General features: G+C 35.9%; 33 protein-coding genes, 1 tRNA gene and 1 CRISPR repeat array. Of the genes, 27 read left to right on the forward strand and 7 right to left on the reverse strand.

What is annotated here, in order from left to right; genetic code table 11:
- Nucleotides 1–111 precede the first annotated feature (111 nt).
- Both H3T83_RS03660 and H3T83_RS03665 read right to left on the reverse strand, forming a co-directional pair.
- A complete protein-coding gene (locus tag H3T83_RS03660) occupies nt 112–1113 on the reverse strand; it encodes a tyrosine-type recombinase/integrase (protein WP_110423410.1) in 1002 nt (333 codons plus the stop codon).
- Nucleotides 1114–1137: 24 nt separating this feature from the next.
- The gene (locus H3T83_RS03665; protein WP_065651187.1) at nt 1138–1494 is read right to left on the reverse strand and encodes a helix-turn-helix domain-containing protein; all 357 of its coding nucleotides are present in this window, start codon (nt 1492–1494) and stop codon (nt 1138–1140) included.
- A gap of 142 nt (nt 1495–1636) precedes the next feature.
- Between H3T83_RS03665 and H3T83_RS03670 the strand changes: the two genes are divergently transcribed.
- The 9 genes from H3T83_RS03670 (at nt 1637) to H3T83_RS03710 (ending at nt 7041) form a co-directional block, all read left to right on the forward strand.
- The gene (locus H3T83_RS03670) at nt 1637–1876 is read left to right on the forward strand and encodes a MerR family transcriptional regulator (RefSeq protein WP_065651188.1); all 240 of its coding nucleotides are present in this window, start codon (nt 1637–1639) and stop codon (nt 1874–1876) included.
- A 1-nt stretch (nt 1877) separates the two neighbouring features.
- On the forward strand, nt 1878–2021 hold the full coding sequence (locus H3T83_RS03675) for a hypothetical protein (protein ID WP_165756045.1): 144 nt from the start codon (nt 1878–1880) through the stop codon (nt 2019–2021).
- 88 nt (nt 2022–2109) lie between these two features.
- Nucleotides 2110–2412, forward strand: coding sequence for a hypothetical protein (locus H3T83_RS03680; RefSeq protein WP_198215131.1), 303 nt, complete (start codon nt 2110–2112; stop codon nt 2410–2412).
- A 24-nt stretch (nt 2413–2436) separates the two neighbouring features.
- Entirely contained in the window at nt 2437–2652 is a 216-nt protein-coding gene (locus H3T83_RS03685) for a DUF2732 family protein (protein ID WP_034882228.1), read from the forward strand.
- Nucleotides 2652–2858 carry a TraR/DksA C4-type zinc finger protein gene (locus tag H3T83_RS03690; RefSeq protein ID WP_198215132.1) on the forward strand — a complete coding sequence of 69 codons (207 nt, stop codon included), beginning with the start codon at nt 2652–2654 and terminating at the stop codon, nt 2856–2858. Before H3T83_RS03685 ends, H3T83_RS03690 begins: the two co-directional genes overlap by 1 nt.
- A 16-nt stretch (nt 2859–2874) precedes the next feature.
- Complete coding sequence (locus H3T83_RS03695; protein ID WP_198215133.1) at nt 2875–5025, forward strand: replication endonuclease; 2151 nt, start codon at nt 2875–2877, stop codon at nt 5023–5025.
- A 191-nt stretch (nt 5026–5216) separates the two neighbouring features.
- Complete coding sequence (locus H3T83_RS03700; RefSeq protein ID WP_065651193.1) at nt 5217–5399, forward strand: hypothetical protein; 183 nt, start codon at nt 5217–5219, stop codon at nt 5397–5399.
- An 857-nt stretch (nt 5400–6256) separates the two neighbouring features.
- A complete protein-coding gene (locus H3T83_RS03705) occupies nt 6257–6697 on the forward strand; it encodes a D-Ala-D-Ala carboxypeptidase family metallohydrolase (protein WP_198215134.1) in 441 nt (146 codons plus the stop codon).
- Nucleotides 6694–7041, forward strand: coding sequence for a hypothetical protein (locus H3T83_RS03710; protein ID WP_086365420.1), 348 nt, complete (start codon nt 6694–6696; stop codon nt 7039–7041). The genes H3T83_RS03705 and H3T83_RS03710 overlap by 4 nt, the downstream gene beginning before the upstream one ends.
- Nucleotides 7042–7257: 216 nt before the next feature.
- On the opposite strand, the gene H3T83_RS03715 is transcribed toward H3T83_RS03710, so the two are convergent.
- Complete coding sequence (locus H3T83_RS03715) at nt 7258–7734, reverse strand: DUF2335 domain-containing protein (protein ID WP_065651196.1); 477 nt, start codon at nt 7732–7734, stop codon at nt 7258–7260.
- Nucleotides 7700–7903: a hypothetical protein gene (locus tag H3T83_RS03720; RefSeq protein WP_110453472.1), complete on the reverse strand. Its 204-nt coding sequence runs from the start codon at nt 7901–7903 to the stop codon at nt 7700–7702. Before H3T83_RS03720 ends, H3T83_RS03715 begins: the two co-directional genes overlap by 35 nt.
- Nucleotides 7904–8334: 431 nt before the next feature.
- On the opposite strand from H3T83_RS03720, the gene H3T83_RS03725 reads away from it, so the two are divergent.
- The 4 genes from H3T83_RS03725 (at nt 8335) to H3T83_RS03740 (ending at nt 9834) form a co-directional block, all read left to right on the forward strand.
- Complete coding sequence (locus H3T83_RS03725) at nt 8335–8538, forward strand: tail protein X (protein ID WP_065651198.1); 204 nt, start codon at nt 8335–8337, stop codon at nt 8536–8538.
- 4 nt (nt 8539–8542) lie between these two features.
- Nucleotides 8543–8920 (forward strand): putative holin, encoded by a 378-nt coding sequence (locus tag H3T83_RS03730; protein WP_198215135.1) that lies wholly within the window; start codon nt 8543–8545, stop codon nt 8918–8920.
- Complete coding sequence (locus H3T83_RS03735; protein ID WP_198215136.1) at nt 8917–9198, forward strand: phage holin family protein; 282 nt, start codon at nt 8917–8919, stop codon at nt 9196–9198. The genes H3T83_RS03730 and H3T83_RS03735 overlap by 4 nt, the downstream gene beginning before the upstream one ends.
- Nucleotides 9199–9402: 204 nt before the next feature.
- Nucleotides 9403–9834 (forward strand): phage tail protein, encoded by a 432-nt coding sequence (locus H3T83_RS03740; RefSeq protein WP_198215137.1) that lies wholly within the window; start codon nt 9403–9405, stop codon nt 9832–9834.
- Nucleotides 9835–10335: 501 nt separating this feature from the next.
- Here H3T83_RS03740 and H3T83_RS03745 read toward each other — a convergent pair.
- Nucleotides 10336–10770 carry a type II toxin-antitoxin system YafO family toxin gene (locus H3T83_RS03745; RefSeq protein WP_198215138.1) on the reverse strand — a complete coding sequence of 145 codons (435 nt, stop codon included), beginning with the start codon at nt 10768–10770 and terminating at the stop codon, nt 10336–10338.
- Between the two features lie 20 nt (nt 10771–10790).
- Entirely contained in the window at nt 10791–11342 is a 552-nt protein-coding gene (locus H3T83_RS03750; RefSeq protein ID WP_198215139.1) for a hypothetical protein, read from the reverse strand.
- A 111-nt stretch (nt 11343–11453) separates the two neighbouring features.
- Nucleotides 11454–11781: direct repeats of the CRISPR family, unit length 28 nt; unit sequence TTACTAAACTACCTACACGGCAGTGAAC.
- A 262-nt stretch (nt 11782–12043) separates the two neighbouring features.
- On the opposite strand from H3T83_RS03750, the gene H3T83_RS03755 reads away from it, so the two are divergent.
- The 14 genes from H3T83_RS03755 to H3T83_RS03820 all read left to right on the forward strand — a co-directional run bounded on the left by H3T83_RS03755 (nt 12044) and on the right by H3T83_RS03820 (nt 23521).
- Nucleotides 12044–12682, forward strand: a complete 639-nt coding sequence (locus H3T83_RS03755; protein ID WP_198215140.1) for a phage baseplate assembly protein V — start codon at nt 12044–12046, stop codon at nt 12680–12682.
- On the forward strand, nt 12679–13032 hold the full coding sequence (locus H3T83_RS03760) for a GPW/gp25 family protein (RefSeq protein WP_065651205.1): 354 nt from the start codon (nt 12679–12681) through the stop codon (nt 13030–13032). The genes H3T83_RS03755 and H3T83_RS03760 overlap by 4 nt, the downstream gene beginning before the upstream one ends.
- Nucleotides 13020–13931, forward strand: a complete 912-nt coding sequence (locus H3T83_RS03765; RefSeq protein ID WP_086365427.1) for a baseplate J/gp47 family protein — start codon at nt 13020–13022, stop codon at nt 13929–13931. The genes H3T83_RS03760 and H3T83_RS03765 overlap by 13 nt, the downstream gene beginning before the upstream one ends.
- Nucleotides 13921–14526, forward strand: coding sequence for a phage tail protein I (locus tag H3T83_RS03770; RefSeq protein WP_198215141.1), 606 nt, complete (start codon nt 13921–13923; stop codon nt 14524–14526). Before H3T83_RS03765 ends, H3T83_RS03770 begins: the two co-directional genes overlap by 11 nt.
- A complete protein-coding gene (locus H3T83_RS03775; protein WP_198215142.1) occupies nt 14523–15959 on the forward strand; it encodes a phage tail protein in 1437 nt (478 codons plus the stop codon). Before H3T83_RS03770 ends, H3T83_RS03775 begins: the two co-directional genes overlap by 4 nt.
- Nucleotides 15960–15973: 14 nt before the next feature.
- Nucleotides 15974–16582, forward strand: a complete 609-nt coding sequence (locus H3T83_RS03780; RefSeq protein WP_198215143.1) for a tail fiber assembly protein — start codon at nt 15974–15976, stop codon at nt 16580–16582.
- A 210-nt stretch (nt 16583–16792) separates the two neighbouring features.
- Nucleotides 16793–17968: a phage tail sheath protein gene (locus H3T83_RS03785; protein WP_198215144.1), complete on the forward strand. Its 1176-nt coding sequence runs from the start codon at nt 16793–16795 to the stop codon at nt 17966–17968.
- Between the two features lie 13 nt (nt 17969–17981).
- Complete coding sequence (locus H3T83_RS03790) at nt 17982–18494, forward strand: phage major tail tube protein (RefSeq protein ID WP_065651211.1); 513 nt, start codon at nt 17982–17984, stop codon at nt 18492–18494.
- A gap of 65 nt (nt 18495–18559) precedes the next feature.
- Complete coding sequence (locus tag H3T83_RS03795; protein WP_198215145.1) at nt 18560–18859, forward strand: phage tail assembly protein; 300 nt, start codon at nt 18560–18562, stop codon at nt 18857–18859.
- Nucleotides 18860–18867: 8 nt separating this feature from the next.
- The gene (locus tag H3T83_RS03800; protein WP_086359676.1) at nt 18868–18990 is read left to right on the forward strand and encodes a GpE family phage tail protein; all 123 of its coding nucleotides are present in this window, start codon (nt 18868–18870) and stop codon (nt 18988–18990) included.
- 142 nt (nt 18991–19132) lie between these two features.
- On the forward strand, nt 19133–21463 hold the full coding sequence (locus H3T83_RS03805) for a phage tail tape measure protein (RefSeq protein WP_198215146.1): 2331 nt from the start codon (nt 19133–19135) through the stop codon (nt 21461–21463).
- 1 nt (nt 21464) lies between these two features.
- Nucleotides 21465–21893: a phage tail protein gene (locus tag H3T83_RS03810; RefSeq protein WP_065651214.1), complete on the forward strand. Its 429-nt coding sequence runs from the start codon at nt 21465–21467 to the stop codon at nt 21891–21893.
- Between the two features lie 7 nt (nt 21894–21900).
- Nucleotides 21901–23037, forward strand: a complete 1137-nt coding sequence (locus H3T83_RS03815) for a contractile injection system protein, VgrG/Pvc8 family (RefSeq protein ID WP_110453483.1) — start codon at nt 21901–21903, stop codon at nt 23035–23037.
- Nucleotides 23038–23302: 265 nt separating this feature from the next.
- Nucleotides 23303–23521, forward strand: coding sequence for an ogr/Delta-like zinc finger family protein (locus tag H3T83_RS03820; RefSeq protein ID WP_082205083.1), 219 nt, complete (start codon nt 23303–23305; stop codon nt 23519–23521).
- A gap of 264 nt (nt 23522–23785) precedes the next feature.
- Here H3T83_RS03820 and H3T83_RS03825 read toward each other — a convergent pair.
- Nucleotides 23786–23862: transfer RNA gene (locus H3T83_RS03825), tRNA-Ile, on the reverse strand.
- Nucleotides 23863–23893 lie beyond the last annotated feature (31 nt).

The raw sequence follows: 23893 nt of genomic DNA on the forward strand, positions 1-23893 counted from the left end.
ATAAACACATATAAAGCGCTATAAAATCATATTCGATCGCCAGTTTACCGCCATTTTTTGTTTAAGTGGCGTTTATTTTTTGTTTTATAGCTTCTGTAAAACACGGTGTTATTAATCATGTTCCAGTGGATTCAATCTCACCGCATCTTCGAAGTGATCTGGGGCAAAGTGGGCGTAGCGCATGGTCATTTTGATGTCGGTGTGGCCTAAGATTTTTTGTAGGACTAATATGTTGCCACCATTCATCATGAAGTGGCTGGCAAAGGTGTGGCGTAATACATGGGTTAATTGGCGTTCGGGGAGTTCGATGCCGGTTCTATCTAGTGCCGAGCGAAAGGCTGAATAGCAGGCGGTAAAAAGTTGGCCATTTTTGTTTGGAATTTGTTGATATAGTTCGTCACTGATTGGAATGGTGCGGTTGCGTTTACCTTTGGTGTTGATATAAGTGATTTTTCCATCTTTGACTTGTGCGCTTTTTAAGCTTTCAGCTTCACTCCATCTAGCGCCGGTTGCTAAGCAGATTTTGACAATGATGGTAAGATCTTTAGCACTACTTTGCTCACATGAGTTGAGTAGCGATTGGATTTGTTCTTTGGTTAGATAAGCCATCTCTTGTTCGTCAGTTTTAAATGAGCGAACCAGTTCTAGCGGATTTTTATGTTGCCACTCCCCCAATCGAATCAACTCGTTAAACATCGCTTTGAAATAGGTTAATTCAAGGTTCATTGTTCTGGGCGCAACGGTTTTAATGCGGTCGGTGCGATATATCTCACCCTCAATTCGTTTTTGGCGATATGTTGTGAATTGTTTAGCGGTGAAATTGTTTGCTAATGGATTATCCATACATTCACTCGCAAATAGCATGGCTTTTAAGCGAGTTTGCCCATCTTTAAGGGTTTGGCCATGCAGCGAATACCAGCTTTGGATTAATTCCGATAAACGGCGTTTATCGATTTTTTCATTAATCCATGGTTTTTCATTAGCTTGCTCTTCAAGATAGTTTTCATATGCCAATGCTTCTCCCTTGGTGGCAAAGTTCTTACGGATTCGACGGCCACCAGGGAGATATTTTTCAAATAACCATTTTCCATTAGGTTGTTTTCTTACTGACATAACGGCAATTCATCCTAACTTAATTTAAATTAACTGCGCTTTTAATTCATTAAACTCTTGTTCAGTAATAGCTCCCTTTTCTTTTAAGCTTGCTAATCGTTCAAGTTTTATTAATGTTTCGTCAGATATTATGGTTTCTTTAGTCTGATCTGCAGGATTAAATTGCCCTTCTCCGGTCGCTAGCCATTGTAATGATGCCCCCGTTTCATCCATACATTTAACCACCAGATCTGATGGAAATAAATCTCGTCGATAACGGATTGATAAGCTTGCTGCCGATGTACCTAAATAATTGCTGTATTCCACTTTGGATTTGAAACCATATGCTTCAATGATCCGGTCCAATACTTTAGCACCACCAGAATTAAAATTAATACTCATATTAAATTAAGCCTAGATTAAATAAAAGATAAAAATATAATTGACATTAAGCCAAGCTTAATGATAAATTATATTATGTTTAATTTTACACATAAATACACATAATTACACATAAGCATATTTATGCTAGGAATAATGCACTATGATGACAACAATTTCAATCACTATTTCAGCTCCTTATGTCACGGTGGATGAATTTGCCCGTGTTTCGGGTATGAATCCCCGTACTGTTAAAAAATATGTCCATGAAGGATTGCTGCCGACAAGAAAGAAAAAAATTACCGGTAAGCATGACCGTTCGACAACATTAATTAATATGACCGCCCTAACTCTTGAAGGCGCCAAGGCGTTTAATCCTGAACTAAATTTGCAGGAGCAATAATATGAGTCAGGCTATCTATTTAAGTCAAAAATCGACGACACAACCTTTGGTCATTTTTATTCAAACTAATAAGCATAATCCAAATGGTTGGATCGAAAAAAATAATGGGAAAATCGTTAAATTATGGCCAGTTAAACACCGTTAAACCGAACTTAAATCAGTTAATAACGCCAAGGCCTTTTTCGCAAGAAATGGCTCTTTTTTGATTAAACACAATCATTGAAGGAAGAGCGATGAATAATATCGAACGAGCTCGTCAACTTGAACATATAAGACATTTATATCAATTGATACATGGGCATCGCAGCTTAGTTCGCAGTAATTTTAATCGGTTAAAGCCTGGACAAAAAAGACTGTTATTAGCAGCAGCAGGCATAACACCATTAAACACAAGATTGCCATATTCAGAACGTAATCTGAACTTTGATCAGCTCAACGATAATGAAATAGACCATTTAGAAATCGGACTTCGCCGTTTGCAAGCCATCGTTGATGTTTTTGCCCACTGCGAGCCTCAAGATTTTACCAAACAATAATAACTAACCAGATGAGGAAATATGATGTATTTAAACAATATCACTCAAAGTAAATTACAAGATCTAACCGAGCAAATTAAACAAGAAACCGAGCAACGACTTTGTGATCGCTATATCAGCCGTTTAATGCAATTAGGCGGACATATTGTTGATAAAGGTTTAACCGCAAGCGAAGTAAATGAACTCCTTTATCAAGAAGGGCAAAAGCTTCGTAACCAAAGCTATGAGACTGAAGCCTAATGCGAGATATTATAGACCAAGCAAATGATTTAGCTCAACTTGAACTGGATAATCTATTGGCTAATCGGCAAACCTTTGCCGGTGAATCAGCAAAGGATTGTATAGAGTGTGGTGAGCCAATCCCAGAAAAACGCCGACAATTGTTAAAAGGTTGTCAACTGTGCGTGGATTGTCAAAATCTAAAAGAACAGTTTGCTAAACGATAATTGCGACCGAGAATTTATGATCAGCCAACCATTCTTCTTGCCCGTTATTCCTGCTAAAAATAAACATTCTTTATTATTAGCTATGCGTGATTACTATGAAAATATAGGGCAGTATTTACCTAATAAAAAAATAGTAAGAACGCCAATAGCCCAGTTTGATTGTGGCAAAAAAATGCCACAATCTATCAGCTATAATGAAATTAAATTGTGGCAAGTTGACCAAGAAGATCATTCTTTCCGTGCACAATATTTTGCTGATTTACCTGATTTTTTAGCTGGCTATTTTGCTGATAAATATATTAATCTTTTTCAAGCTGAAGGACGAAAAGCTGCCAACAGCTTTTTACGGCAAACCTTAGGTGGCAATATTCAGGCACGATTATCGCAAGTTAAAGCACATTATCAAGCTGCTAGTCCTAGTGCCTTAGCAATTAATTTTGCTGATGAATTTGCTCAATTAGCGACTTTAGGCACTAAAAAGTTGGCCAATTTAAGTGTTGAAATAAGTAATTATCTGAATAAACACATTCAACGTTGCCTTGCAGATCAGGACTTTTGCTTGACCGCTAATCATATTGAAAGCGATAGTTTGGAGCAGAAACTTTATCGTAGCGTTTTAAAAGAACTAAGCGGTATCAGCATTCCCCCACCCTATTTGAACGATTTTAACCATAATAAATTAACCAACGAAAATTGCATTAAGGCATTGGCTAAAATAACCAATCATGAATGGTGGCAGCGTAAATTAAAGACGCGTCGGGATTTTGAGCATGAGCATTTAGCCATTGCTGTAGGTCAAGTACAAAAAAAGGCCTCGCCGTATGCTAGCCGTAGCTGTCAAATGGAGTGGAAGGAGCAAAAGCGTCGCAATCAAAAATATCTTGAAAAGATGATGATTGAAAATCAAGATACTGGCGAACAAATTCCTCTTGATTTGCAAGTGTATAAATCAATTGCGAATCCAGCTATCAGACGAGTAGAACTGATGACGCGGATGCGAGGTTTTGAGGATTTGGCCGATGAGCTAGGTTACCAAGGCGCATTTATAACCTTAACGGCTCCCGCCAAATATCACAGCGCGCATGCCAAAGGCGGTTTTGTTGAAAACTGGCAAGGCAATACTCCACGAGAAACACAGGCCTATCTATGCAAAGTTTGGTCACGAATTCGAGCTAAATTAAATCGGGAAAATATTCAATTTTTTGGTTTTCGAGTTGCCGAACCTCACCATGACGGTACCCCTCACTGGCATATTTTAATCTTTATGCGCCCAGAAGATATCCAAAAAGCTTTTTATAGTATGTGGATATATGCCATGGATGAAGATGGTGATGAAAAAGGAGCCGCCATCAATCGCTTTGAATTTAAAGATATTGATAAGAAAAAAGGATCGGCAACCGGTTATATCGCCAAATATATTGCCAAAAACATTGACGGATATGCGCTCGAAAATGAAATAGATACCCAAACTGGCGAAAACTTAAAAGCGTCATCGAAAGCGATCACCGCTTGGGCTAGTCGCTGGAAGATTCGTCAATTTCAACAATTGGGTGGCGCACCTGTCAGTGTTTGGCGAGAACTACGGCGTTTAAAAAGCAAAAAAGTGACTGATGATATTATCGATCCGGTATTAGCGTCAGCTGATATTGGGGATTGGGCAGCTTATACCGCGCATCAAGGAGGACCATTAGTCAAACGTAAAGACCTTAAAGTCCGCCTGGCTTATGAAGATAAGCTGAATCAATATGAGGAGATCATCAAAAAAATAAAAGGCATCTATGCGCCAATTCATGGGATTGCATCGACTATTTACACCAGATTAACAAAATGGCGGTTAGTACCCAAGAGTAGCCTAAATAGTGTAAAGGCCAATCAAGCATCACCATTGCGGGCGGAACGCACGCCTTGGAGTTCTGTCAATAACTGTACGGTGACTAATGATTGTGAACAACAAAGGCGAATCATCAAACAACAACTGAAAATTATCGGTTTAGCGGATAATGATTTCAATGTGAATCGCCTCTATTTAAGGGAGAGTATCAAAATCAACCCATATCAACATTTGATGCTAACCGACAGGCTCGATGGGCTGCATTTAATAATTACTGACCACTGTATAGAAGCTAAAAAAAGGCCACCTAAAAAGCCATATTCTCTTTACTTTTAACTGAAGAAAAAAGGCCATAATTTACGCTTTTTAACCAGGTAAAAAGTATAAAAATTCAGCAACAAAATAGATAAATATCAAAGAATTAAATGTTGGTAGTGAGTTCGCTCTAAGTTTTTAAAAAATATACTTGATCGAAAAGCTAATTATTATATACTGTATATAAATACAGTGTTGAAGGGTAAATAAAAATGAACGAGTTGGAAAAAATGAAAACAATTGAACGCGCCGAATTACTTTCACGAATCATTACTGAATATATTCATTTACGTGAAAATGATAAAGACATAATACTGTTTTGGTTTCGAGATTTACTCGAACCACTAAAAGAACAACTAGCCGCTAAGCAAACTGATAATTCAAATAATTCATAAACACGTTAGGATAGTTGAAAATAGTTCATACCCACTTAACAACCATCATCAACTATCCTTCTTTTTTGCCATTTCATTTCATAGCAATTTCAAAAATTTTGAGGAACGGGGTTTTTTAAAGCCTAACCGTTCCAGTTTATTCCATATTTACTAATAATTATCTTCAAAATCATATTAGTCATGATTATTTTTATTAATTAAACCTTGATAGCAAAGTTTTTAATTAATCTGTTAAACCTGTCAAATACCTATCTATTTTAGCCAAAATAGAGGATTTTAATTGTCAAATTATCCATTACAAAACCTCATTAAAATAAATGTATAAACAATTGATTAATAACGTTTTTACCTTGTGAAATTTTAATCAATTTACCCCTATAAATTAGGTTGAAACATCTAAAAGCTGTATAATTAAACAGTGTTAAGTGGCCGCTTAACTTATTTCATATAACCTATCAAGATTGAAAGAGAGATATAAAAAAAGATAGTCAATTTATTATTTTTATAATATAGGTCTGAAAACTTGCTTAGCAGCCGTTTAAATATTGAGAATCAATTATGCTGACTAACGCTCAAGTATGTGATTATTTATTTGTTCATCATCACTTAGTATGCATTATTGGCAAGTTACTTTTATAAACCATTAAACAGTAACAAATCAGCTATTAAAACATTAATTGCTCAAATAGTTATTTCGATTTTTTGTGGCAATCTTGACCTTTTTAACTGTTAGCTATTTTGATTTGTCATTTGTACTTACTGTAGATGATCGCTTACCAAGCAGATTGCTCAGGAACAACCTTAATTAGAACTCTGGAAGAAAAATTCATAATATAGATCAAAGGAGATGCAGAGTCATGAGATTAACAGAACACTTCAGATTAGAAGAATTTACTCGCTCAACAACCGCTGCTCGGCTAAACATAGATAATCATGTGCCAGATGAATTAATGGCCAATATTCAGCTAACGGCAAACAAATTAGAATTAGTTAGAAAAGCTTTGGCGCATCCAATCATCATCACATCAGGATATCGTTGCCCGGCTCTCAATACTCAAGTAGGAGGTTCGCCAACTAGCACGCATACCAAAGGTCTCGCTGTTGATTTTCATTGTGCCTATGGCAATCCCAAACAAATTTGCCAACGTTTAATCACGGCTGGCATCGAATTTGACAAAATCATTCAAGAATATAATCAATGGGTTCACATTGAATTTAGTCATAGCAACCAACGCAGACGTGTTGTTACTGCAGTAAAACAAAACGGCAAAACAATTTATTTACCAGGATTAGTATGAACAAAACAAACTTCACTATTGCTTTCACATTTTTATTACTCATTTTTATCATTGCTGATTTATTGCATGCAAAACAATTGGCAAAAAATGAAGTCAATCAATTGACACAAAAGTTAGGCCAATTACAACAAACAATTATCAGGAATAATCAGATTATCGCTGATAACGAAAAAAATAAACAATCTTTGGAACAGCAATCGCTACAAAATCAGGAGCAGATCAATGGTCAACTCAAAGAGAATTATTGCGCTAACCAGCTGGTGCCTATGCCCATTTCTGGTAGCTTGTACAACCGAGCGAAAAATCTTCGTCAATCAACCAATACCAGCGCATCTACTCATTAATTGTCAGCCAAATTTACCCCCGCAACCAATGACCTTTGGTGATAGTTTAAAATACAACGAACATTTATTGCATGTCATCGAAAAATGCAATGCGGATAAACAAGCGATCTGGGAGATTAATCAGTAAAATTTTATTTATAACAAAATTGATGAAAGTAGATTTACATCATATTCGCAATTTATAGGTCGATATTTTAGGAATGGTAAATACAAAGTTTAATCTTTATTACTTGTTCTACCTTTGAGATATGCTGCAATCAATCCAGCAATATTAAAACCGACAGCTGATGCTCCAAATATTTCATAACCACAAAAAGTAGCGACAACACCTGTTGTAATAATAAGGAAACTCAAAATAAATGCCATCCATTGAGCTCGTTTATCACTTTTTATTGCGCCATCAATAGATTTATTATCAATACTATGTCGATGATTCTGTTCTTTTTCGAAATGTTGAAAGATTATCTTTGAAAATGAAGGATCGATTTCATCATATTTTTTTAATATATCAGGATGAGGAAGTGGACCTTTATAAGATTCAATTTTATGGATAACGGTTTGCTGTATTAAAGGACTTTCAAATAGTTGATCTAATATCTCGGGATTTTTTTTGATAGCTTTTTCCATCTCCAGAACAACATCTGAAGATGGCACTTTATTAGTAGGAACATTTTCGTTTTTTTTCTGACTCATAAAGCTCTAAAGCTCTCCTTAAATCTGCCGCTACTTTATTTATATCTGCCTGTGTAGCATTATTATAATCAGATTTATCAACCGAAGTATAAGAGCGATAATCTGTTTTAGGATTTAAATTCATTATACTTCCCGCTGAACGAGAAAAATTTCTGCAAGCAAAAGCCATGAATATATCTCCAAATATAAATATATAAAAACACACTAACAATTTTTCGTGTACACGATAACTTGATTATAATTACCTAATGGTAAATAGTAAAGACCTAAAGGTCATATTAATAAGGTTAGTCATTTACTAATAATTATCAGATGTTTTGAATTAATTTTATAACTACTTGAGTTAATAGCTTATTGTATCGAATCTATTACAGATCATATTGTATTTCAATTTGTCACAATTTTAGTTAATTGCCTAAAAATCAGTTAACAACGACCATAATATCAAATAACTATTTACAACGAGTGACCCTCACATCTCGGCGGTGCAATGGTTTTAAGCGATTAGACACTTTTGTTTTCCGCCGAGCCCTATTTATTGAAACACCATCAATGTTGCTGTTAAAAATAAATCCAAATCAACTATGGAGTAATTAAAGAATGATTGTTTATACCATGCAAAATGAAACGATTGATGCATTAGCTTATCGAGTTTTTGGTAAAACAGCCGGAATTGTCGAAATAATTTATCAAAACAACCCAAAACTTTGTGAATTACCAGCAATATTACCTATGGGTATTGAAGTAAACGTGCCTGAATCGGTACCTGAAAAAAATTCTAATTCTATTAATTTATGGGACTAATTTAATGACAGAGCCCACCAGTCTAACTTTTACCGCAGTTATTAGCGCTTTTTCACTATCAATGATTTATCCTAACATTGAAAATGGCATTATTTTAGGCGCACTTTGTGGTTCGATTTTACTTGTGATTAGTGAACAATATATTTCTGTTTTGCGCCGCATCGTCCTATTTTTTATCTCATTTGCTATGGGATTACTGTTAGCAGAAATGACGCTGTATTTACTCATCCCTATTTTTCCAGCCAATATTCAAACTAAGATGCCACCAGGTTTAGGTGCATTAGTTGCATCTGCTATAAGTGTTAAATTGTTATTATGGCTAATTAAAAAATTCGATGATCCAACAGATTTATTCAATAACTTTAGAGGCAAAAAATCATGATAATGACGCTCAATGCTATTTTTTGTTTAATGATTGCGGTGAGATTATTTACCTTCGATCGCAACCATTGTCGCTACAAAGTTAAATACAGTTGGTTAGCATGGTTGATGATAGTTTCAAGTGCTGCTGTTTGCTTATTTTCATTTTTCAATCTACCACATCGCGCTTATCTAGCCCAAGTTGTAATGAACATCACATTATTACTCTGTTTATTAAAAAGCAAAGGCAACATAGCTATCTTTTGCCGTTCAGTAAATTCGACTAACAACAGTAATTGACAATGATGGCGACAAAATAAATGCAGTTAGTTGAAAATCACCATCTAAGAATATGAATAGCTAAGTTTAATATTCAGGTCAATACATTTGGATCGAGGATTGATAATAAACCGTTATTTTATTTCAACCTCAGCTCTATTTCATTGCATTGATAATCACTGTTTTACTGCCATCAAGATTATTTATAAAGATTAAAGGATCCGTATGAAAAAAATTAACCAATTAAAACACTATTTGTTTGAGAAGAATCTGTTAAATGCTAATTTAACGGCGGAAAATCAATTTATCATCAAAGATGGCATTGTTGAGCCTTTCTCAGTGGCCAATTCAGGATTTCAATACCATTTCACGTTAACGTTAAATCTACCAGGTTATTACTACCCTTTTAATGATTTAACCACCAACATAGTTAGTTGGATGCAGGACAATCAACCAGATGCATTGATTAGCGCTCAGAACCGCCAACAAGCAATCAAGTTTCATGTTAACAATATCACTGACAACCAATGTGATTTAACCATTGAATTAAGATTATCAGAACGAATCAAACCAACACAAAAACAAGAAAAAACAGAATTTGACTCATTAACCGACCGAATAATATTACAGGAACCATTAGAAAAGTATGGCTATTAATAACTGTTAATTTGCATAGCTAATAAAATACTAATACTAACATTAATGTTTTTTAAAATATTAGTTAAAAGCTGATTCTAGGGGCTTAAAAAACCCCTTTCCTCAAATTTTTTAATGTCAAAAAAGTGCTCTCCTCAAAATTTTAACTAAAAATTTATCGGTCAAAAAACATTAATTAATAATTGCAGATTATGGCAATTGTGATAATCTGCTGCTTAAGTAAGCAACTAAAGAAAAATTCTAATAAATCAACTGTTTCCTAACAATAATAAACATATTAATACCAGATTAAAATGCATATTGAGGCATTGATTATTATCTGATTTTAAATGGATTAGAGGCAATTTAGCTAATAATTTGTATTAGTCGAAAACCCGTTCTTCGAACATGCAACTTTAAATTAGCTATAATAGAACAATAAAAAACAATGCGTTAATATTTAACTCCTCCTATAAGGCAATTAATATTCTCGTGTATATAGAGAGCACTTAAGGAATGTATTTAATTATTATTGTAAAAATCTTCTGCTACTCTACAAATATAATTCATTATTGATCTATCTCTGGATTTTTTGTGAGCATCGGGAGAAAAAATAGCTAATAGAGAGAAGTGATTAATATTTAATGAGCCATTAATATAAACTAAGCAAGCGTCAGTTTGTCCTTTTTTGCAAACCCTATAATATTGTGCGTCTGAATCATTAAATTTATTTGGTGGAAAGCACATATGAATGTGCATTAAACCAATCTTATTTGCTAAATATGGTTCAACATAAGCAACATCCCTACCGAAGTAATTAGGAACCAAATCACCATTGCTTTGTTTATATTTTTGAAAATCATTAATAATTTGCTTTTCTAAATTAGGGTATTTATCAAAGATAGGTTTGAAAAAGCGTTCTCTTGTTTGGTCGTTAATAGATACTGAAAAGTCCATTTAGCATCCTTTCCATTCAGTTAAGATGCCAAAATTCTATTTGTTGAATATTCTGTTAACTCTTTCAATCCATTGAAATCTATGTCACTTTCAAAGTATGTTGGCACTACTTTAATTTGTTTAGCTAATAATACTAACTTGTTAAATTTCCCATAAACTATTTTGTAATTTCTATAAACTTCATTGAACTGATGATCTTCTTGTACCGAGCTAATCTTGCTTTGATTTGCCATAGCTGTTTTAAAAAGAGTATCTAATAGCAGAAACATATCGTTTATTTTGTTTAGCTCAATAAACATTTTTTCAGAGAGTTTTTCTGGTGAATTGATTAATTCAATATAACGCTTGTCAATTATTTCACATAAATTAAGAGAAGAGCTTATTGCTTTTTGGGCAGCTTGCTCTAATAAAGCATTGATACTTCCATTGGTATTTATTTCATCTACCCTATTATCGTTTTTTTTACTTACAACAAAAGGGCTTTCAAAAGAGTTTGAAATTTCATCTGCTTGACTAGAAAAAGCGAGTAACGCAGCAAGAATTGCTGAGTTAACCACACTATAATTAGCCATATTATCCCCTTTATTAAATAATAACATTTATAGCTCACGCTATTAGCGTGAGCAAAGTATAAGCGATTTTTTCAATTCAAGTAAAGCGAAAACTAAAAATAATTATTGATTTTACTAAACTACCTACACGGCAGTGAACTCATCAGGTACGTTTTTTAGTGAAAACGTGACTTACTAAACTACCTACACGGCAGTGAACGTGCCACAAGACTATCTATTTCACTTTGTGCATTACTAAACTACCTACACGGCAGTGAACGATGATCTGTACACTATCCAAAATCGGCTAGTTTACTAAACTACCTACACGGCAGTGAACGCAAGTCAATTGGTGGTTATATCGGTAAATGTTTACTAAACTACCTACACGGCAGTGAACCCAGTATTAGAGGTGAATCTCGAAGCCAGGCATTACTAAACTACCTACACGGCAGTGAACTAGAACAATATATACTATAAACTCTGTTAGCAAAAAGGCAAAGTGCTATTTGGCTTTTAAAAACCCTTTTTTTAACCACTCAATTAATATATTGATTTTATTGTTATTTTTATTTTAAGAAAAAAAAGGGTAAAAAGAAAGTTAATGATCGCATTATTCAAACCACACGCTGTTCTAGCTTAACTCTTTGAAAATTTGTAAGCCTATTTGCTACAACTAAGCTTACTTTATTTTTATTTGATAAAATTTCATTATAGGCGTTATGAAAAATTATCATCCCGCCGACTTAGTCGACATTCTACGAAAAATTGAAAACCTGATTCGCCCTGGCGTTGTTTATCAAACCAATGGTGATCGGGTTAAAGTCCGTACCGGTGAATTAATTACCGCGTGGTTACCTTGGTTCACCCATCGTGCTGGTAAAAGCCGTACCTGGTGGCGACCATCAGTTGGTGAGCAGGTATTTATTTTAAGCCCTAATGGTAACTTAGCGTTAGGTTGTGTATTACCTAGTATATTCAGTGATGCCAATCCCGCTCCCGCTAAATCTGAGGATGGATATTTTGTAACATTTCCTGACGGAGCCTCATTTAAATATGAACCCGAAACCAGTCAACTAACCATCAAAGGGATCAAAACCGCTATCATTGAAGCCAGTGACCAAATTACGGCTAAAGCGGGTAGCAAAATTCAACTTGATACACCATTGGTTGAATGTAGCGATCATGTAACATTCAAATCATTCAGTGCTAGCGGTGGTGGTGCCAAAGGTAGTACCGGCACATTAACCGGTAATGTTATCCACACTCAAGGGCAACTATCATCAAACGGTATTGTATTAGACTCTCACACCCATATTGGCGTTAAAGCTGGTGTTGATTCAACAGGAAAACCGCAATGAGTTATATAGGCATGAATTGCAAAACAGGACGAACGATTAACGATATGGATCATATTAACCAATCGATTAAAGATATTCTTACAACACCAATTGGTTCGAGAATTGAGCGTCGTAGTTATGGTTCATTACTGTTTTTACTTTTAGATAATCCAAATACAGAAGCAACAAAATTACGAGTGATTTCGGCAACGGTATTGGCTCTTGCTCAATGGGAACCCAGAATAAAACTTGATGCTGTCGATGTATTTCCTGATAAAGAAAAATTAACCTTACAAATAACCGGTTCCAGAATAGACAAACCAAACCAAACATTTACTAGCGAAATCGAGGTAGCAACATGGCCACATTAACAGATCTTTCAAAATTACCTTCCCCAGATGTGATTGAATCATTAGATTTTGAGGAGATCTTTAACCGTCGCAAAGCTAAATTCCTATCACTTTATAACGAGCAAGATCAGCTTGAAGTTGCTAAAACATTACAATTTGAAAGTGAACCAATCGTTAAGCTATTACAAGAAAGCAGCTATTATGAGCTACTTTTACGACAACGAATAAACGAAGCTTCACAAGCACTTATGATTGCTCACGCCAAAGATCAGGATTTAGATAATTTAGGGGCAAACTTTAATGTTTATCGTTTAACCATTCAAGCTGAAGATAATAGTGTCGTGCCTGCAATTAAAGAAATCAAAGAAGCTGATAGTGACTTTCGAGTGCGAATTCAATCGGCATTTGAAGGATTATCAGTTGCCGGACCGCGCGCAGCATATGAATTTTTTGCACGAAGTGCTGATGGTCGAGTATTAGATGCCGCAGCAGAAAGCCCGTCCCCTGCCTGTGTTACATTAGCGATATTAGCTCGCGACAATAATGGTATAGCTTCTGATGAATTAATTGAAATTGTCAAAAAAGCGGTCAATCAAGATGATCGTCGGCCGATTGCCGACAGGGTGACCGTTAAATCAGTCGAATTAATTGACTACCAAATCAAAGCGAAACTTTACTTATATCCAGGTCCCGAATCAGAACCGATTAAAAAAACCGCCTTAGATAATTTGCAAGCTTATATTAGCGAAAAGCATCGAATTGGACGAAGAATCAGTCGCAGTGCAATCATTTCCGCATTACATGCGGTTGGTGTACAACGTGTTGAACTTCAAGAGCCAGCACAAGATATTATCATCAACCGTGAACAAGCTAGTTATTGTTCAGACTATCAAATTGAGGTAGCAGGCTATGGCGAATAAAACGCTACTCCCCCCTACTGCCACCAAACTGGAAAAAAATCTTTCACAAGCGATTGCTTGTGAGCCACCAATACCGTTACGCTCACTTTGGGATCCGCAAACTTGTCCTTACGAATTACTTCCCTATCTGGCATGGCAATATAGTGTCGACCGTTGGGATGAAAATTGGTCTGAACAGATCAAACGTAAAGTCATCGCCGAAGCCTTTGAAATTCATAAACTCAAAGGTACCAAAGAGGCAATTCGCCGAGCAGTAGAACCATTTGGTTACTTAATTAAAATTATCGAATGGTGGCAAAACAATCAAATACCAGGCTCTTTTGCCCTGGAAATTGGCATATTAGATACCGGCATAACAGAAGAATCCTATAAAGAACTCAGTCGTATAATTGATGATGTAAAACCAGTATCACGTCAATTATCAAATTTGGCAATTCAATTAGTTTCTAAAGGTTCATTAACCATTGGCGCCAGTAGCTATGATGGTAATACTTTAGACATCTATCCTTATATTGCAGAAACAGTCACAACACAATCAGAAGGCCATTTAGGCGCAACTATTCACTTAATCGATACAATGAGCATAACACCATGAATCAAACCTACTATACAATTATAACTAAACAAGGAGCGGCATTGTTAGCCAATGCCACCGCACTGGGCGTGCCACTTAAAATAACTCAAATGGCAGTTGGAGATGGCAACGGTAAAATACCAAAACCTGATGCAAACCAAACCAAATTAGTGCACGAAGTTAGACGTGCAGCTATCAACACACTATTTGTCGATAAAGAAAACCCCAATCAAATTATTGCCGAACAAGTTATACCCGAGTCTGATGGCGGCTGGTTTATTCATGAAATTGGCTTGTTTGATGATAAAGGTAATCTAATTGCCGTAGGTAACTGCCCTGCTACCTATAAGCCTAAATTAGCTGAAGGTAGTGGTCGCACACAAGTGATTAGAATGGTCATTATTGTCGACAATGCCCAATCTATTCAATTAAAGATCGACCCAGCAGTGGTATTGGCTACCCGAGAATATGTTGATGATTTAATTACCGTAAAAATGACAGCTCATGAAAAATCAACTAATCATCCAAATGCCACCACAAAATCAAAAGGCTTCGTACAATTAAACTCAGCCATTGATTCTAATCTCGAAAATCAAGCAGCAACGCCATTGGCGGTTAAAACAGCATATGATGTAGCAAACGGAGCAGTAAAACGTTCCGGTGATAATATGATTGGTCCCCTAAGCATAAAAGGTCAACCTGTTTTAACAAAATACTCATACGGGATCGGGAGTTCGTATGTGCTCGGTGATGAATCTATTGATGAAACAAAAAATCAATATAGCGGTTTTTTATTCACGCAAGAACAATCACAAGGTAACAAGCCGTTTGATTATAGTCATGTGATGCGGTCGGCTATAGATGATGGTTCATTTGCTGATATTGCAATTGATGTACTTAGTAAACGTGCAAAATTTCGCAGCGTGATAACTGATGTACAAAATCCAGCTTATTCAGGCGATTATTCATGGACAGAATTTTTAACCACTCAAAATATATCTAATTATCTGCCGGTAGGTATTCCTCTGCCGTGGCCGCAGATGACGCCTCCGGCAGGTTGGTTTGAGTGCAACGGCTCAGCTTTTAATAAAGAAGATTATCCAAAGCTCGCCGCAACATACCCCCATGGCTTTTTACCAGATTTACGAGGTGAATTCATCCGCGGCTGGGATAACGGAAAAGGGGCGGATCCAGATCGAGGTATGTTGAGTTGGCAATTTGATGCAATTCGGAATATTTACGGTTCTATCGATTCAGTAGTAAGTGGTTCTGCTAACAATATCGGTAATGGTGCATTTTATACAAACGGCTTCATTTGGGGGGCATACGCACTCTCTGGAAATCCCGGTGGCTCACATCAATCGTTAGTATTTGATGCGTCGAGAATTGTCCCAGTAGCTCACGAAAACCGACCACGTAATATCGCATTTATGTATATCGTTAAAGCAGAATAATAGGAGAACAAATAATGAAATATGAATTACAACCAGCATCAGCCGTATTAGATAAAAATGGTCTAACCATCTCAGCCGGCTGGGCAATTATTTATAACGTTAACACAGAAGGCGAATTTTTACGAGCTACCTATCAATATTTGCCCGTCGGTGTAGGTTTACCTGCTAACGCATATTTAGATGCACCGAAAAGCGTTAAAGATAATCAAGCCATTATTCACAATGGCCAACAATGGACCTACCCTAAAGATTTACGTGGCACTAAGGTTTACTCAACTAAAACAGGTGCAGAAAAGACCATGCAAGAAGTGGGTGAAATCCCTGATGGCTATACAACAACAAAACCAATCAGTGAATTTGATAGCTGGGACGGTGAAAAATGGGTATTAGATACTGAAAAACAGCATCAACATGACATCAATGTCGCAACATCTCAGAAAAAACAATTATTAAGTAAAGCAACAGAACAAATCAGTTATTTACAAGACGCCGTTGATTCGCAAATCGCCACTGAACAAGAAATTCAATTACTCGCAAAATGGAAAAAATACCGCGCACTAGTAAATCGCATTGATGTTCAACAAGCACCAAATATCGACTGGCCAAATATGCCAAATAGCTAATTTCAATATTAATGACTGTCATTTACTTATCTGATTTCCAGTAATAAATGACAGTTTTTTGTTTGTCATATCTATCTAATCTGATAAACATTTTCGCTATAAATTGTAACAAATTTCGCTACAAATCCAATCACTAACCACTTTGTATTAAATATGCAAATATTGCCATGTACTTTAACTTTACAATATGTAAACCACAACGGAGAACTTATGGCTAACGATTATCATCACGGCGTCCGAGTCATCGAAATCAATGAAGGTTCACGCTCTATCAGAACAGTATCAACCGCTGTTATTGGTATTGTCTGTACTGGCGATGATGCCGATGCGACGCATTTTCCACTTAACACCCCAGTTTTGATTACCAATGTCAATACTGCTATCGGTAAAGCTGGCTCAACAGGAACACTCAAACCAACACTAGAAGCAATTGCAGATCAGTGTTCACCGGTTATCGTTGCTGTTCGTGTTGAAACAGGTGCAACTGTTGCAGAAACAGAAGCAAATATTATTGGTACCACGACTGAAGATGGCAAATATACTGGTATGAAAGCGCTACTTTCAGCACAAACACAATTGAAAGTAAAACCACGTATTTTAGGTGTGCCTGGTTATGACTCATTACCAGTTGCAACTGCGCTAGTTTCATTAGCACAAAAATTACATGCCTTTTGTTATGTATCGGCTTACGGCGCTAAAACCAAAGAACAAGCGGTACTTTATCGCGATAAATTAGGAGCGCGTGAAGCAATGGTAATTTGGCCTGATTTTGTCGGTTTCGATGCTACACAAAAACAAAATGTCACTTTAGCTGCAACGGCTAGAGCGTTAGGTCTACGTGCCCAAATCGACCAAAAAGTTGGCTGGCATAAAACATTATCAAATGTTCCTGTCAATGGCGTCACTGGCATTTCTAACGATGTATTTTGGGATTTGCAAGAAGAAAGCTCAGATTCAAATTACTTAAACGAGCACGATGTAACAACTTTAATTTGCAATCAAGGATATCGCTTCTGGGGATCTCGCACTTGCTCAGCGGATACATTATTTGCATTTGAAAACTACACCCGTACCGCTCAAGTTTTAGCTGACACTATCGCTGAAGCTCAATTCCAATTAGTTGATGCTCCAATGCATGCCTCATTAATTAAAGATTTAATTGAATCAATCAATAACAAATTCCGTGAATTAAAATCTAACGGCTACATTGTTGATGGTAAAGCATGGTTTGACCCTGAAGCTAATACCCCAGACATTCTAAAAGCAGGTAAATTATATATTGATTATGATTACACACCTGTCCCGCCTCTCGAAAATCTTATGTTACGCCAACGCATTACCGATAAATATTTGGTTGAGCTGGCTAATTCAGTCGCCACTAACTAAGGAGAACAATTAAATGGCTCTACCTAAAAAACTCAAATACTTCAACGTCTACGTTAACGGAACCTCTTTTGCTGGTGAAGTCGAATCATTCACACCACCCAAATTAACCCGCAAATTTGAAAACTATCGCGGTGCAGGTATGCCTGGCAGTGTACCAATCGACATGGGATATGAAGATGATGCATTAAATGTTGAATGGACAATCGGTGGCTTAGCTCACGAAGTGCTAAAACAGCATGGTGGCTTACTCAATGGTGTTACATTACGTTTTGCTGGTGCTTACCAAAAAGATGATAGTGAAGATTTTATTAAAGTCGAAATCATCGTTAACGGACGTCATAAAGAACAAGACCGTGGTGAACTAAAACAAGGTGAAAGCAACTCGACCAAAATCACTACGCAATGTACTTATTATAAAGAGATCATCAACAACGAAGAGATTACAGAAATCGACCTTATCAACATGATCGACAAAGTAAACGGCGAAGATCGTCTATCCAAAGCACGCAGTGCCATTGGACTATAACAATTAATTTAAAATTAATCATTTAAATAAAAAAGCCCGCAAGGGCTTCTTACGAGGGGAAACAAATGATAAGCAGCAAAAAAATCACATTAAAAAATGGAATTAAATCAGGTAAAACCACCATAACCGAATTTACTATTCGCAAACCAGTAACTGGTGATTTACGTGGTGTTAAATTACTCGAATTTATTGATTTAGATATCGACTCATTAGCAAAAGTATTACCACGCATTACCACACCATCAATTGCTGAACATGAAGTATATACTTTAGATTTAATTGACCTGTCGGAAATCACCAAAGAGGTAATCAATTTTTTGTCCCCGAACTCGAACGATGCCGACAAGGAATCCCTAACCGAGTAGAAGAGGCAATGGCAGATATTGCACTAATCTTTCATTGGCAACCATCTGCCATGGATGAATTAAACTTATCTGAACTTATGGAATGGCGAGAGCATGCTCGCGTCAGAAACGGTACCAATAATCCTGAATAATCATTAACAAAATTATCAAAAATAAAAGGTACCGTTTGACGACAATGATTGTTAAATAATTTAAATAATCGAATCAGTATTTAATCAATGTGCTCAACATAAACATCATTAATCAAAATCAGAAAATAAAAGTTTATTAATTATGGCCAAAAAAATTAACAAAAATTCCAAACAAAATAATAGATCTAGGGCAAAAAATAAAAATAAGCCTCAGTCTAAAACTAAGTCTTCTGAAACTAGTCAGGCAAAAAATGATAATGAACAGGCTGATGCAAAAAATACTGACAAAAAATCAGATGATAAAGAAAAAACAAGCAAGCAAAGTAAAAAGCTAAAAGAATTGGGTAAAAATCTTGGTAAACCTGTATTGAATTCGGTTGGATCCTTTATTGAACTTGAACAGGCTATGAATAAAGTCGCTAGACAAGTTAAAGGGCTATATGACCTACAAGGCAAACCAACTAAATTATTTGACAGCATGAAAGAACAAATTCAATCACTAAGTCAACAAATACCAACTGCCAAAGGAGCATTAGATATTGCTGAACAGGTAGAATCCAATGCCAAATTAGGCCTAACTAAACAAAGCGATCCTATAAGCGAACAACACAAACAACTACTAAACTTTACTAAAATCTCAGCAATTTCAGCCAATGCTTTTGGCTTACCGGCAAATGAGTTAGCCACAGATCTGAGTGAAATTGTCAAATTATTCAATATTCCAATAGAAAATATTGAAAACTTAGCCGACACCATTAATTATCTAAGTGATAACACCGATGCTAATGTAGCAGATATCATAAGTTCACTAAAAAGTATGGATGATATTGCTGATAAACTCGATTTCAAACAAGTTATGGCATTAAATTCGGCATTCTTAAACCTAAATATAAAACCAGATGGTGCGATTGCCGCCACCAATGCTATCGTCAACAGTTTATCAAAAGCGACAACGCAATCGGAGCAATTCCAACAAACATTACAATCACTTGGATTTGATGCCACACAAATAGAAAAAAATATGTCAATCGATGCCATTGACACAATACAAAAAGTACTAACAACCATTAAACAACAGAATACTACCCAACAAACAGAAATTCTTACTAAGCTATTTGGTAGCGAACAGGCGCAAAACACCGGCAAACTTACCAATAATTTACCACTACTTGAACAACAGCAATCAGTAATCAATGATCCAAATGCCATGGGTTCTTTACAAATAAAAGCCGATATTGACAGTAAAAGTTTTGCGTCACAATTTGAAATATTAAAAGCCACACTAACTAATATCTCAAGTTCTATGGGTGGATCCATGCAAGGACCAATAGCTAGTGCAATGCCATGGTTAACCGACCTTATGGCAAATACTCAGCAATGGATAAACAACCACCCTACTTTTGTCGCCACCTTTACGGAAATAATTTCAATCACATCCATGGCAAGTACAGCATTAGGTACATTAGGCGAAATTCCAATTAAAACCTTAACGGGTGCATTTAAAGGTTTAGGCACTGTTATCACAACAGTTGGTCGAGCATTTCTACTCAGCCCTATCGGCCTTGTCGTTCTAGCTATTGCCGCGGCAGCACTAGTAATTCGAAAATTCTGGGAACCAATCAGCGCATTCTTCACTGGTTTCTGGCAAGGACTCACCAATGAAATACAGCCAGTTATTGATGCTTTCTCATTCTTAGGACCAGTATTCACAACGATAGGTGATGCAATAGGCGGAGTAATCAACTGGTTTAGTGAATTATTATCACCAATGGAACTCACAGATGAACAGTTTGAAAGCTGTAAATCGGCCGGAACCTCTTTTGGTTCTGTTGTGGGTAGTATCCTTATGGCACCAATCAGACTCTTTGAAAGTCTTGCAAAAATAGTTGGTGACACATGGGATCTTATCATGACACTACCTGACAAAATGGCTGAAATACCAAACAAAATAAAAGAACTTTTCACGGGTGAAAATGGACTACTAACCATGTTTGCTAAATTCGGTAGTGATATCATCGACGGACTTATAAATGGTATCAAAAATGCTTGGAACAGCTTAAAAGATAGCATATCAGATGTCGCTAGTAATATATGCGGTTGGTTCAAATCAAAACTAGGAATTAATTCGCCATCGAAAATCTTTAAAGAATTTGGTGTTAACACTATTGAAGGCTATCAAATTGGCATTGATGGAACGCAAGATCTAGCTTTAGATTCAATGAGTAAATTTGCTGACAAAGTGACGACTACTGCGCCACAAATGCCATTTGATGGCATGAATAATAGCACAAATTCTATCGCCAATCCGGGTATGGGTAATATTCAAGGAGGAACCTCACAATATTATATTACCATTAATGCAGCACCTGGCATGAATGAACAAGAGTTAGTCAAAGTTATCACTCAAGAACTTGATCGTCGAGAACAACAACAATTATTTCAAATTAGAAGCAGTTTAAGGGATATCTACTAAAATGATGATGTGTTATGGCTTTTTTGTTTTCTGCTTAAAAACATTACCTTACAAAAATATGAGAATAAACAAAAGTTGGAACTGGGCGAGTAATAATAGAGTCAACAAACGCTCAGCATTACAGTTTACCGGACCTAATAATGAAACAATAAGTTTATCTGGTTCAGTATACAGCGAAATAACCCATGGCAGAGTCAGCCTTGAAGTCTTAGAACGCATGGCATATTTATCTATACCGATGCCACTAATTGAAGGTGACGGTGTTCCGCTTGGCTTTTTTGTATTAAATAGTGTTGAGAAAACCTATACCGAACTAAATCGTCATGGCTCACCACTAAAAATCGATTTCACGATAAACCTGACTAAAGTCGATATTCCAGACTTCTTTGGTGAAGGCGCAATCAAAGATATTATTGATATAATTATATAGGTATAACATGGCAAGTCCATTTTACAAAATTATCTTATTAGATGATAACAAGAAACAAGACATTACCAAAAAATTTGATAATCGTCTTATCTCAATGACATATGTCGACAATAATGGCTTTCAAGCAGATACAATTAACATAGTCATTGATGATTCCGATCAAAAAGTTAATTTACCCACTCGAGGTGCTAAATTGGAAATTACGCTTGGTTGGAAAGCTGATAACAAAAAAACCACGCTAAACGATCAAGAAGCGGTGATCTTTGATGCAAATATAAAAAATGTATTTACCATCAAGCAAGTTACCCATTCTGGTACACCAGATGTCATTACTATACAAGGAGATAGTGCTGATGATTTAAGAAAGCTCAACGATGAAGTTCTCGAAAAATCTTATCACGATCTTACCTTAGGCGAAATAATCGCAATTATTGCTATACGCAGAAATTTAAGTTATCGCTGTGATAAACTGTTAGGTTCCAAATATATCTCACATATTGACCAAACAAAAGAAACAGATAGTTCTTTTCTTACTCGCTTAGTTAATGATTATGGCGGAGGTGTAACGGTTAAAAATGATATCTTAATAGCATTTAATAAAGGCCAAGGGATAACAGTAAATGGCAAAAAAATCCCCCCAGCTAAAATCAAAAGACAGTCAGGAAATTCACACAGCTACACCATCATCGATAGTCAATATCAAGGTGTAAAAGCCTATTGGCATAGTTATAGACATCCCACCAAAAAACCGTACAAAATTATTTATAAAGAACAGATTGAAAAAAGTAAAACTCACGTAGAGGTTGTCGATAAGAAAAAAGCCGAAAAAGAAGAAATGAAAGGTAAAATCAAAGAACTTAGATATGTTTATGCAAATGAAAAAAGTGCAATAGAAGCGGCTAAAAGTGAATTGAAAAAAATTGAACAAGGAATAGCACAATTTAAACTTAAACTAGCACTAGGTCGTCCCGATTTATTTACTGAAATGCCAGTTGAAGTGGATGGATTTAAACCAGAAATAAACTCAACCAAATGGACCATTGCTAAATGTTCACATTCATTAAATAAAAGTGATGGATTCACAACTGAAGTAGAATTAGAGATTAAACCTGAGGAAGAAAGTTATGAAAATATATACAATTAAGACTTTAAAAAAATAATAAAATAATCATAGCAAAATTAATCTACAGTTTGAATTCCTATCAAATGATGACTCCCACAAAGAGTCATCTACTCAATCAAAAAAACCAGCTTAAATTAATCATTAACCAAGCTATGGTTCAGCCAAACTTTACCACCATTAAATAAAATCCCCAGCGAAATTATATAAAAACAAAAATACAAAAAGACTAGACTTAAACTTAAATTAATGTAAAATTAATCTAAGCTTAATAAAAGAGGTTTTTCATATGAAATGTCCACATTGCCGAAATAAAACATTTATCCGATCTAGTGAAGAAATTAGTAATTTAACTCGTAAACAGTATTATCAATGCTCCAACATATATTGTGGACATACTTTTACTGCAATGCAATCAATATCTGAAACAATTGTACCAAGCGCAATTCCAGATCCAAAAGTAAACATTCCTATTTCGCCATATAGCCGACACGCCAAAAAAGCCTAAAACATCACCAGGTTGCATCTCATAGCAATCTGGTCCCTCCTATTCCTCGCACTGCCGCTACTAACTACTAACTACTAACTACTAACTACTAACTACTAACTACTAACTACTAACTACTAACTACTAACTACTAACTACTAACTAGCAAGATTAAAACGTAGAATAAGAATAATATCAACCGCCATTTTATCGCCACAGCATAAAATAACTCGACAAATCAAACATTACAAAAGGAAATAATTAATTGAATTTAAACAACTTTGATGGTGGCCCCTACTGGACTTGAACCAGTGACCAATCGATTATGAGTCGACTGCTCTGACCAACTGAGCTAAGGGGCCATGTTTTGATGTGCTACTGACTTAGTAGGGT

Origin of the sequence: Gilliamella sp. M0320 (assembly GCF_016101635.1) — a bacterium.
Classification (GTDB): domain Bacteria; phylum Pseudomonadota; class Gammaproteobacteria; order Enterobacterales; family Orbaceae; genus Gilliamella; species Gilliamella apis.

Coding starts and splice junctions, on each gene's coding strand:
- H3T83_RS03805 (WP_198215146.1), top strand. CDS start 19,133: ATGGCCAAAAAAATTAACAAAAATTCCAAACAAAATAATAGATCTAGG.
- H3T83_RS03675 (WP_165756045.1), top strand. CDS start 1,878: ATGAGTCAGGCTATCTATTTAAGTCAAAAATCGACGACACAACCTTTG.
- H3T83_RS03695 (WP_198215133.1), top strand. CDS start 2,875: ATGATCAGCCAACCATTCTTCTTGCCCGTTATTCCTGCTAAAAATAAA.
- H3T83_RS03815 (WP_110453483.1), top strand. CDS start 21,901: ATGGCAAGTCCATTTTACAAAATTATCTTATTAGATGATAACAAGAAA.
- H3T83_RS03670 (WP_065651188.1), top strand. CDS start 1,637: ATGATGACAACAATTTCAATCACTATTTCAGCTCCTTATGTCACGGTG.
- H3T83_RS03770 (WP_198215141.1), top strand. CDS start 13,921: ATGGCGAATAAAACGCTACTCCCCCCTACTGCCACCAAACTGGAAAAA.
- H3T83_RS03800 (WP_086359676.1), top strand. CDS start 18,868: ATGGCAGATATTGCACTAATCTTTCATTGGCAACCATCTGCCATGGAT.
- H3T83_RS03775 (WP_198215142.1), top strand. CDS start 14,523: ATGAATCAAACCTACTATACAATTATAACTAAACAAGGAGCGGCATTG.
- H3T83_RS03765 (WP_086365427.1), top strand. CDS start 13,020: ATGGCCACATTAACAGATCTTTCAAAATTACCTTCCCCAGATGTGATT.
- H3T83_RS03760 (WP_065651205.1), top strand. CDS start 12,679: ATGAGTTATATAGGCATGAATTGCAAAACAGGACGAACGATTAACGAT.
- H3T83_RS03795 (WP_198215145.1), top strand. CDS start 18,560: ATGATAAGCAGCAAAAAAATCACATTAAAAAATGGAATTAAATCAGGT.
- H3T83_RS03735 (WP_198215136.1), top strand. CDS start 8,917: ATGATAATGACGCTCAATGCTATTTTTTGTTTAATGATTGCGGTGAGA.
- H3T83_RS03755 (WP_198215140.1), top strand. CDS start 12,044: ATGAAAAATTATCATCCCGCCGACTTAGTCGACATTCTACGAAAAATT.
- H3T83_RS03680 (WP_198215131.1), top strand. CDS start 2,110: ATGAATAATATCGAACGAGCTCGTCAACTTGAACATATAAGACATTTA.
- H3T83_RS03725 (WP_065651198.1), top strand. CDS start 8,335: ATGATTGTTTATACCATGCAAAATGAAACGATTGATGCATTAGCTTAT.
- H3T83_RS03715 (WP_065651196.1), bottom strand. CDS start 7,734: ATGAGTCAGAAAAAAAACGAAAATGTTCCTACTAATAAAGTGCCATCT.
- H3T83_RS03790 (WP_065651211.1), top strand. CDS start 17,982: ATGGCTCTACCTAAAAAACTCAAATACTTCAACGTCTACGTTAACGGA.
- H3T83_RS03820 (WP_082205083.1), top strand. CDS start 23,303: ATGAAATGTCCACATTGCCGAAATAAAACATTTATCCGATCTAGTGAA.
- H3T83_RS03665 (WP_065651187.1), bottom strand. CDS start 1,494: ATGAGTATTAATTTTAATTCTGGTGGTGCTAAAGTATTGGACCGGATC.
- H3T83_RS03720 (WP_110453472.1), bottom strand. CDS start 7,903: ATGGCTTTTGCTTGCAGAAATTTTTCTCGTTCAGCGGGAAGTATAATG.
- H3T83_RS03700 (WP_065651193.1), top strand. CDS start 5,217: ATGAACGAGTTGGAAAAAATGAAAACAATTGAACGCGCCGAATTACTT.
- H3T83_RS03685 (WP_034882228.1), top strand. CDS start 2,437: ATGTATTTAAACAATATCACTCAAAGTAAATTACAAGATCTAACCGAG.
- H3T83_RS03660 (WP_110423410.1), bottom strand. CDS start 1,113: ATGTCAGTAAGAAAACAACCTAATGGAAAATGGTTATTTGAAAAATAT.
- H3T83_RS03705 (WP_198215134.1), top strand. CDS start 6,257: ATGAGATTAACAGAACACTTCAGATTAGAAGAATTTACTCGCTCAACA.
- H3T83_RS03730 (WP_198215135.1), top strand. CDS start 8,543: ATGACAGAGCCCACCAGTCTAACTTTTACCGCAGTTATTAGCGCTTTT.
- H3T83_RS03750 (WP_198215139.1), bottom strand. CDS start 11,342: ATGGCTAATTATAGTGTGGTTAACTCAGCAATTCTTGCTGCGTTACTC.
- H3T83_RS03785 (WP_198215144.1), top strand. CDS start 16,793: ATGGCTAACGATTATCATCACGGCGTCCGAGTCATCGAAATCAATGAA.
- H3T83_RS03745 (WP_198215138.1), bottom strand. CDS start 10,770: ATGGACTTTTCAGTATCTATTAACGACCAAACAAGAGAACGCTTTTTC.
- H3T83_RS03740 (WP_198215137.1), top strand. CDS start 9,403: ATGAAAAAAATTAACCAATTAAAACACTATTTGTTTGAGAAGAATCTG.
- H3T83_RS03810 (WP_065651214.1), top strand. CDS start 21,465: ATGATGATGTGTTATGGCTTTTTTGTTTTCTGCTTAAAAACATTACCT.
- H3T83_RS03710 (WP_086365420.1), top strand. CDS start 6,694: ATGAACAAAACAAACTTCACTATTGCTTTCACATTTTTATTACTCATT.
- H3T83_RS03780 (WP_198215143.1), top strand. CDS start 15,974: ATGAAATATGAATTACAACCAGCATCAGCCGTATTAGATAAAAATGGT.
- H3T83_RS03690 (WP_198215132.1), top strand. CDS start 2,652: ATGCGAGATATTATAGACCAAGCAAATGATTTAGCTCAACTTGAACTG.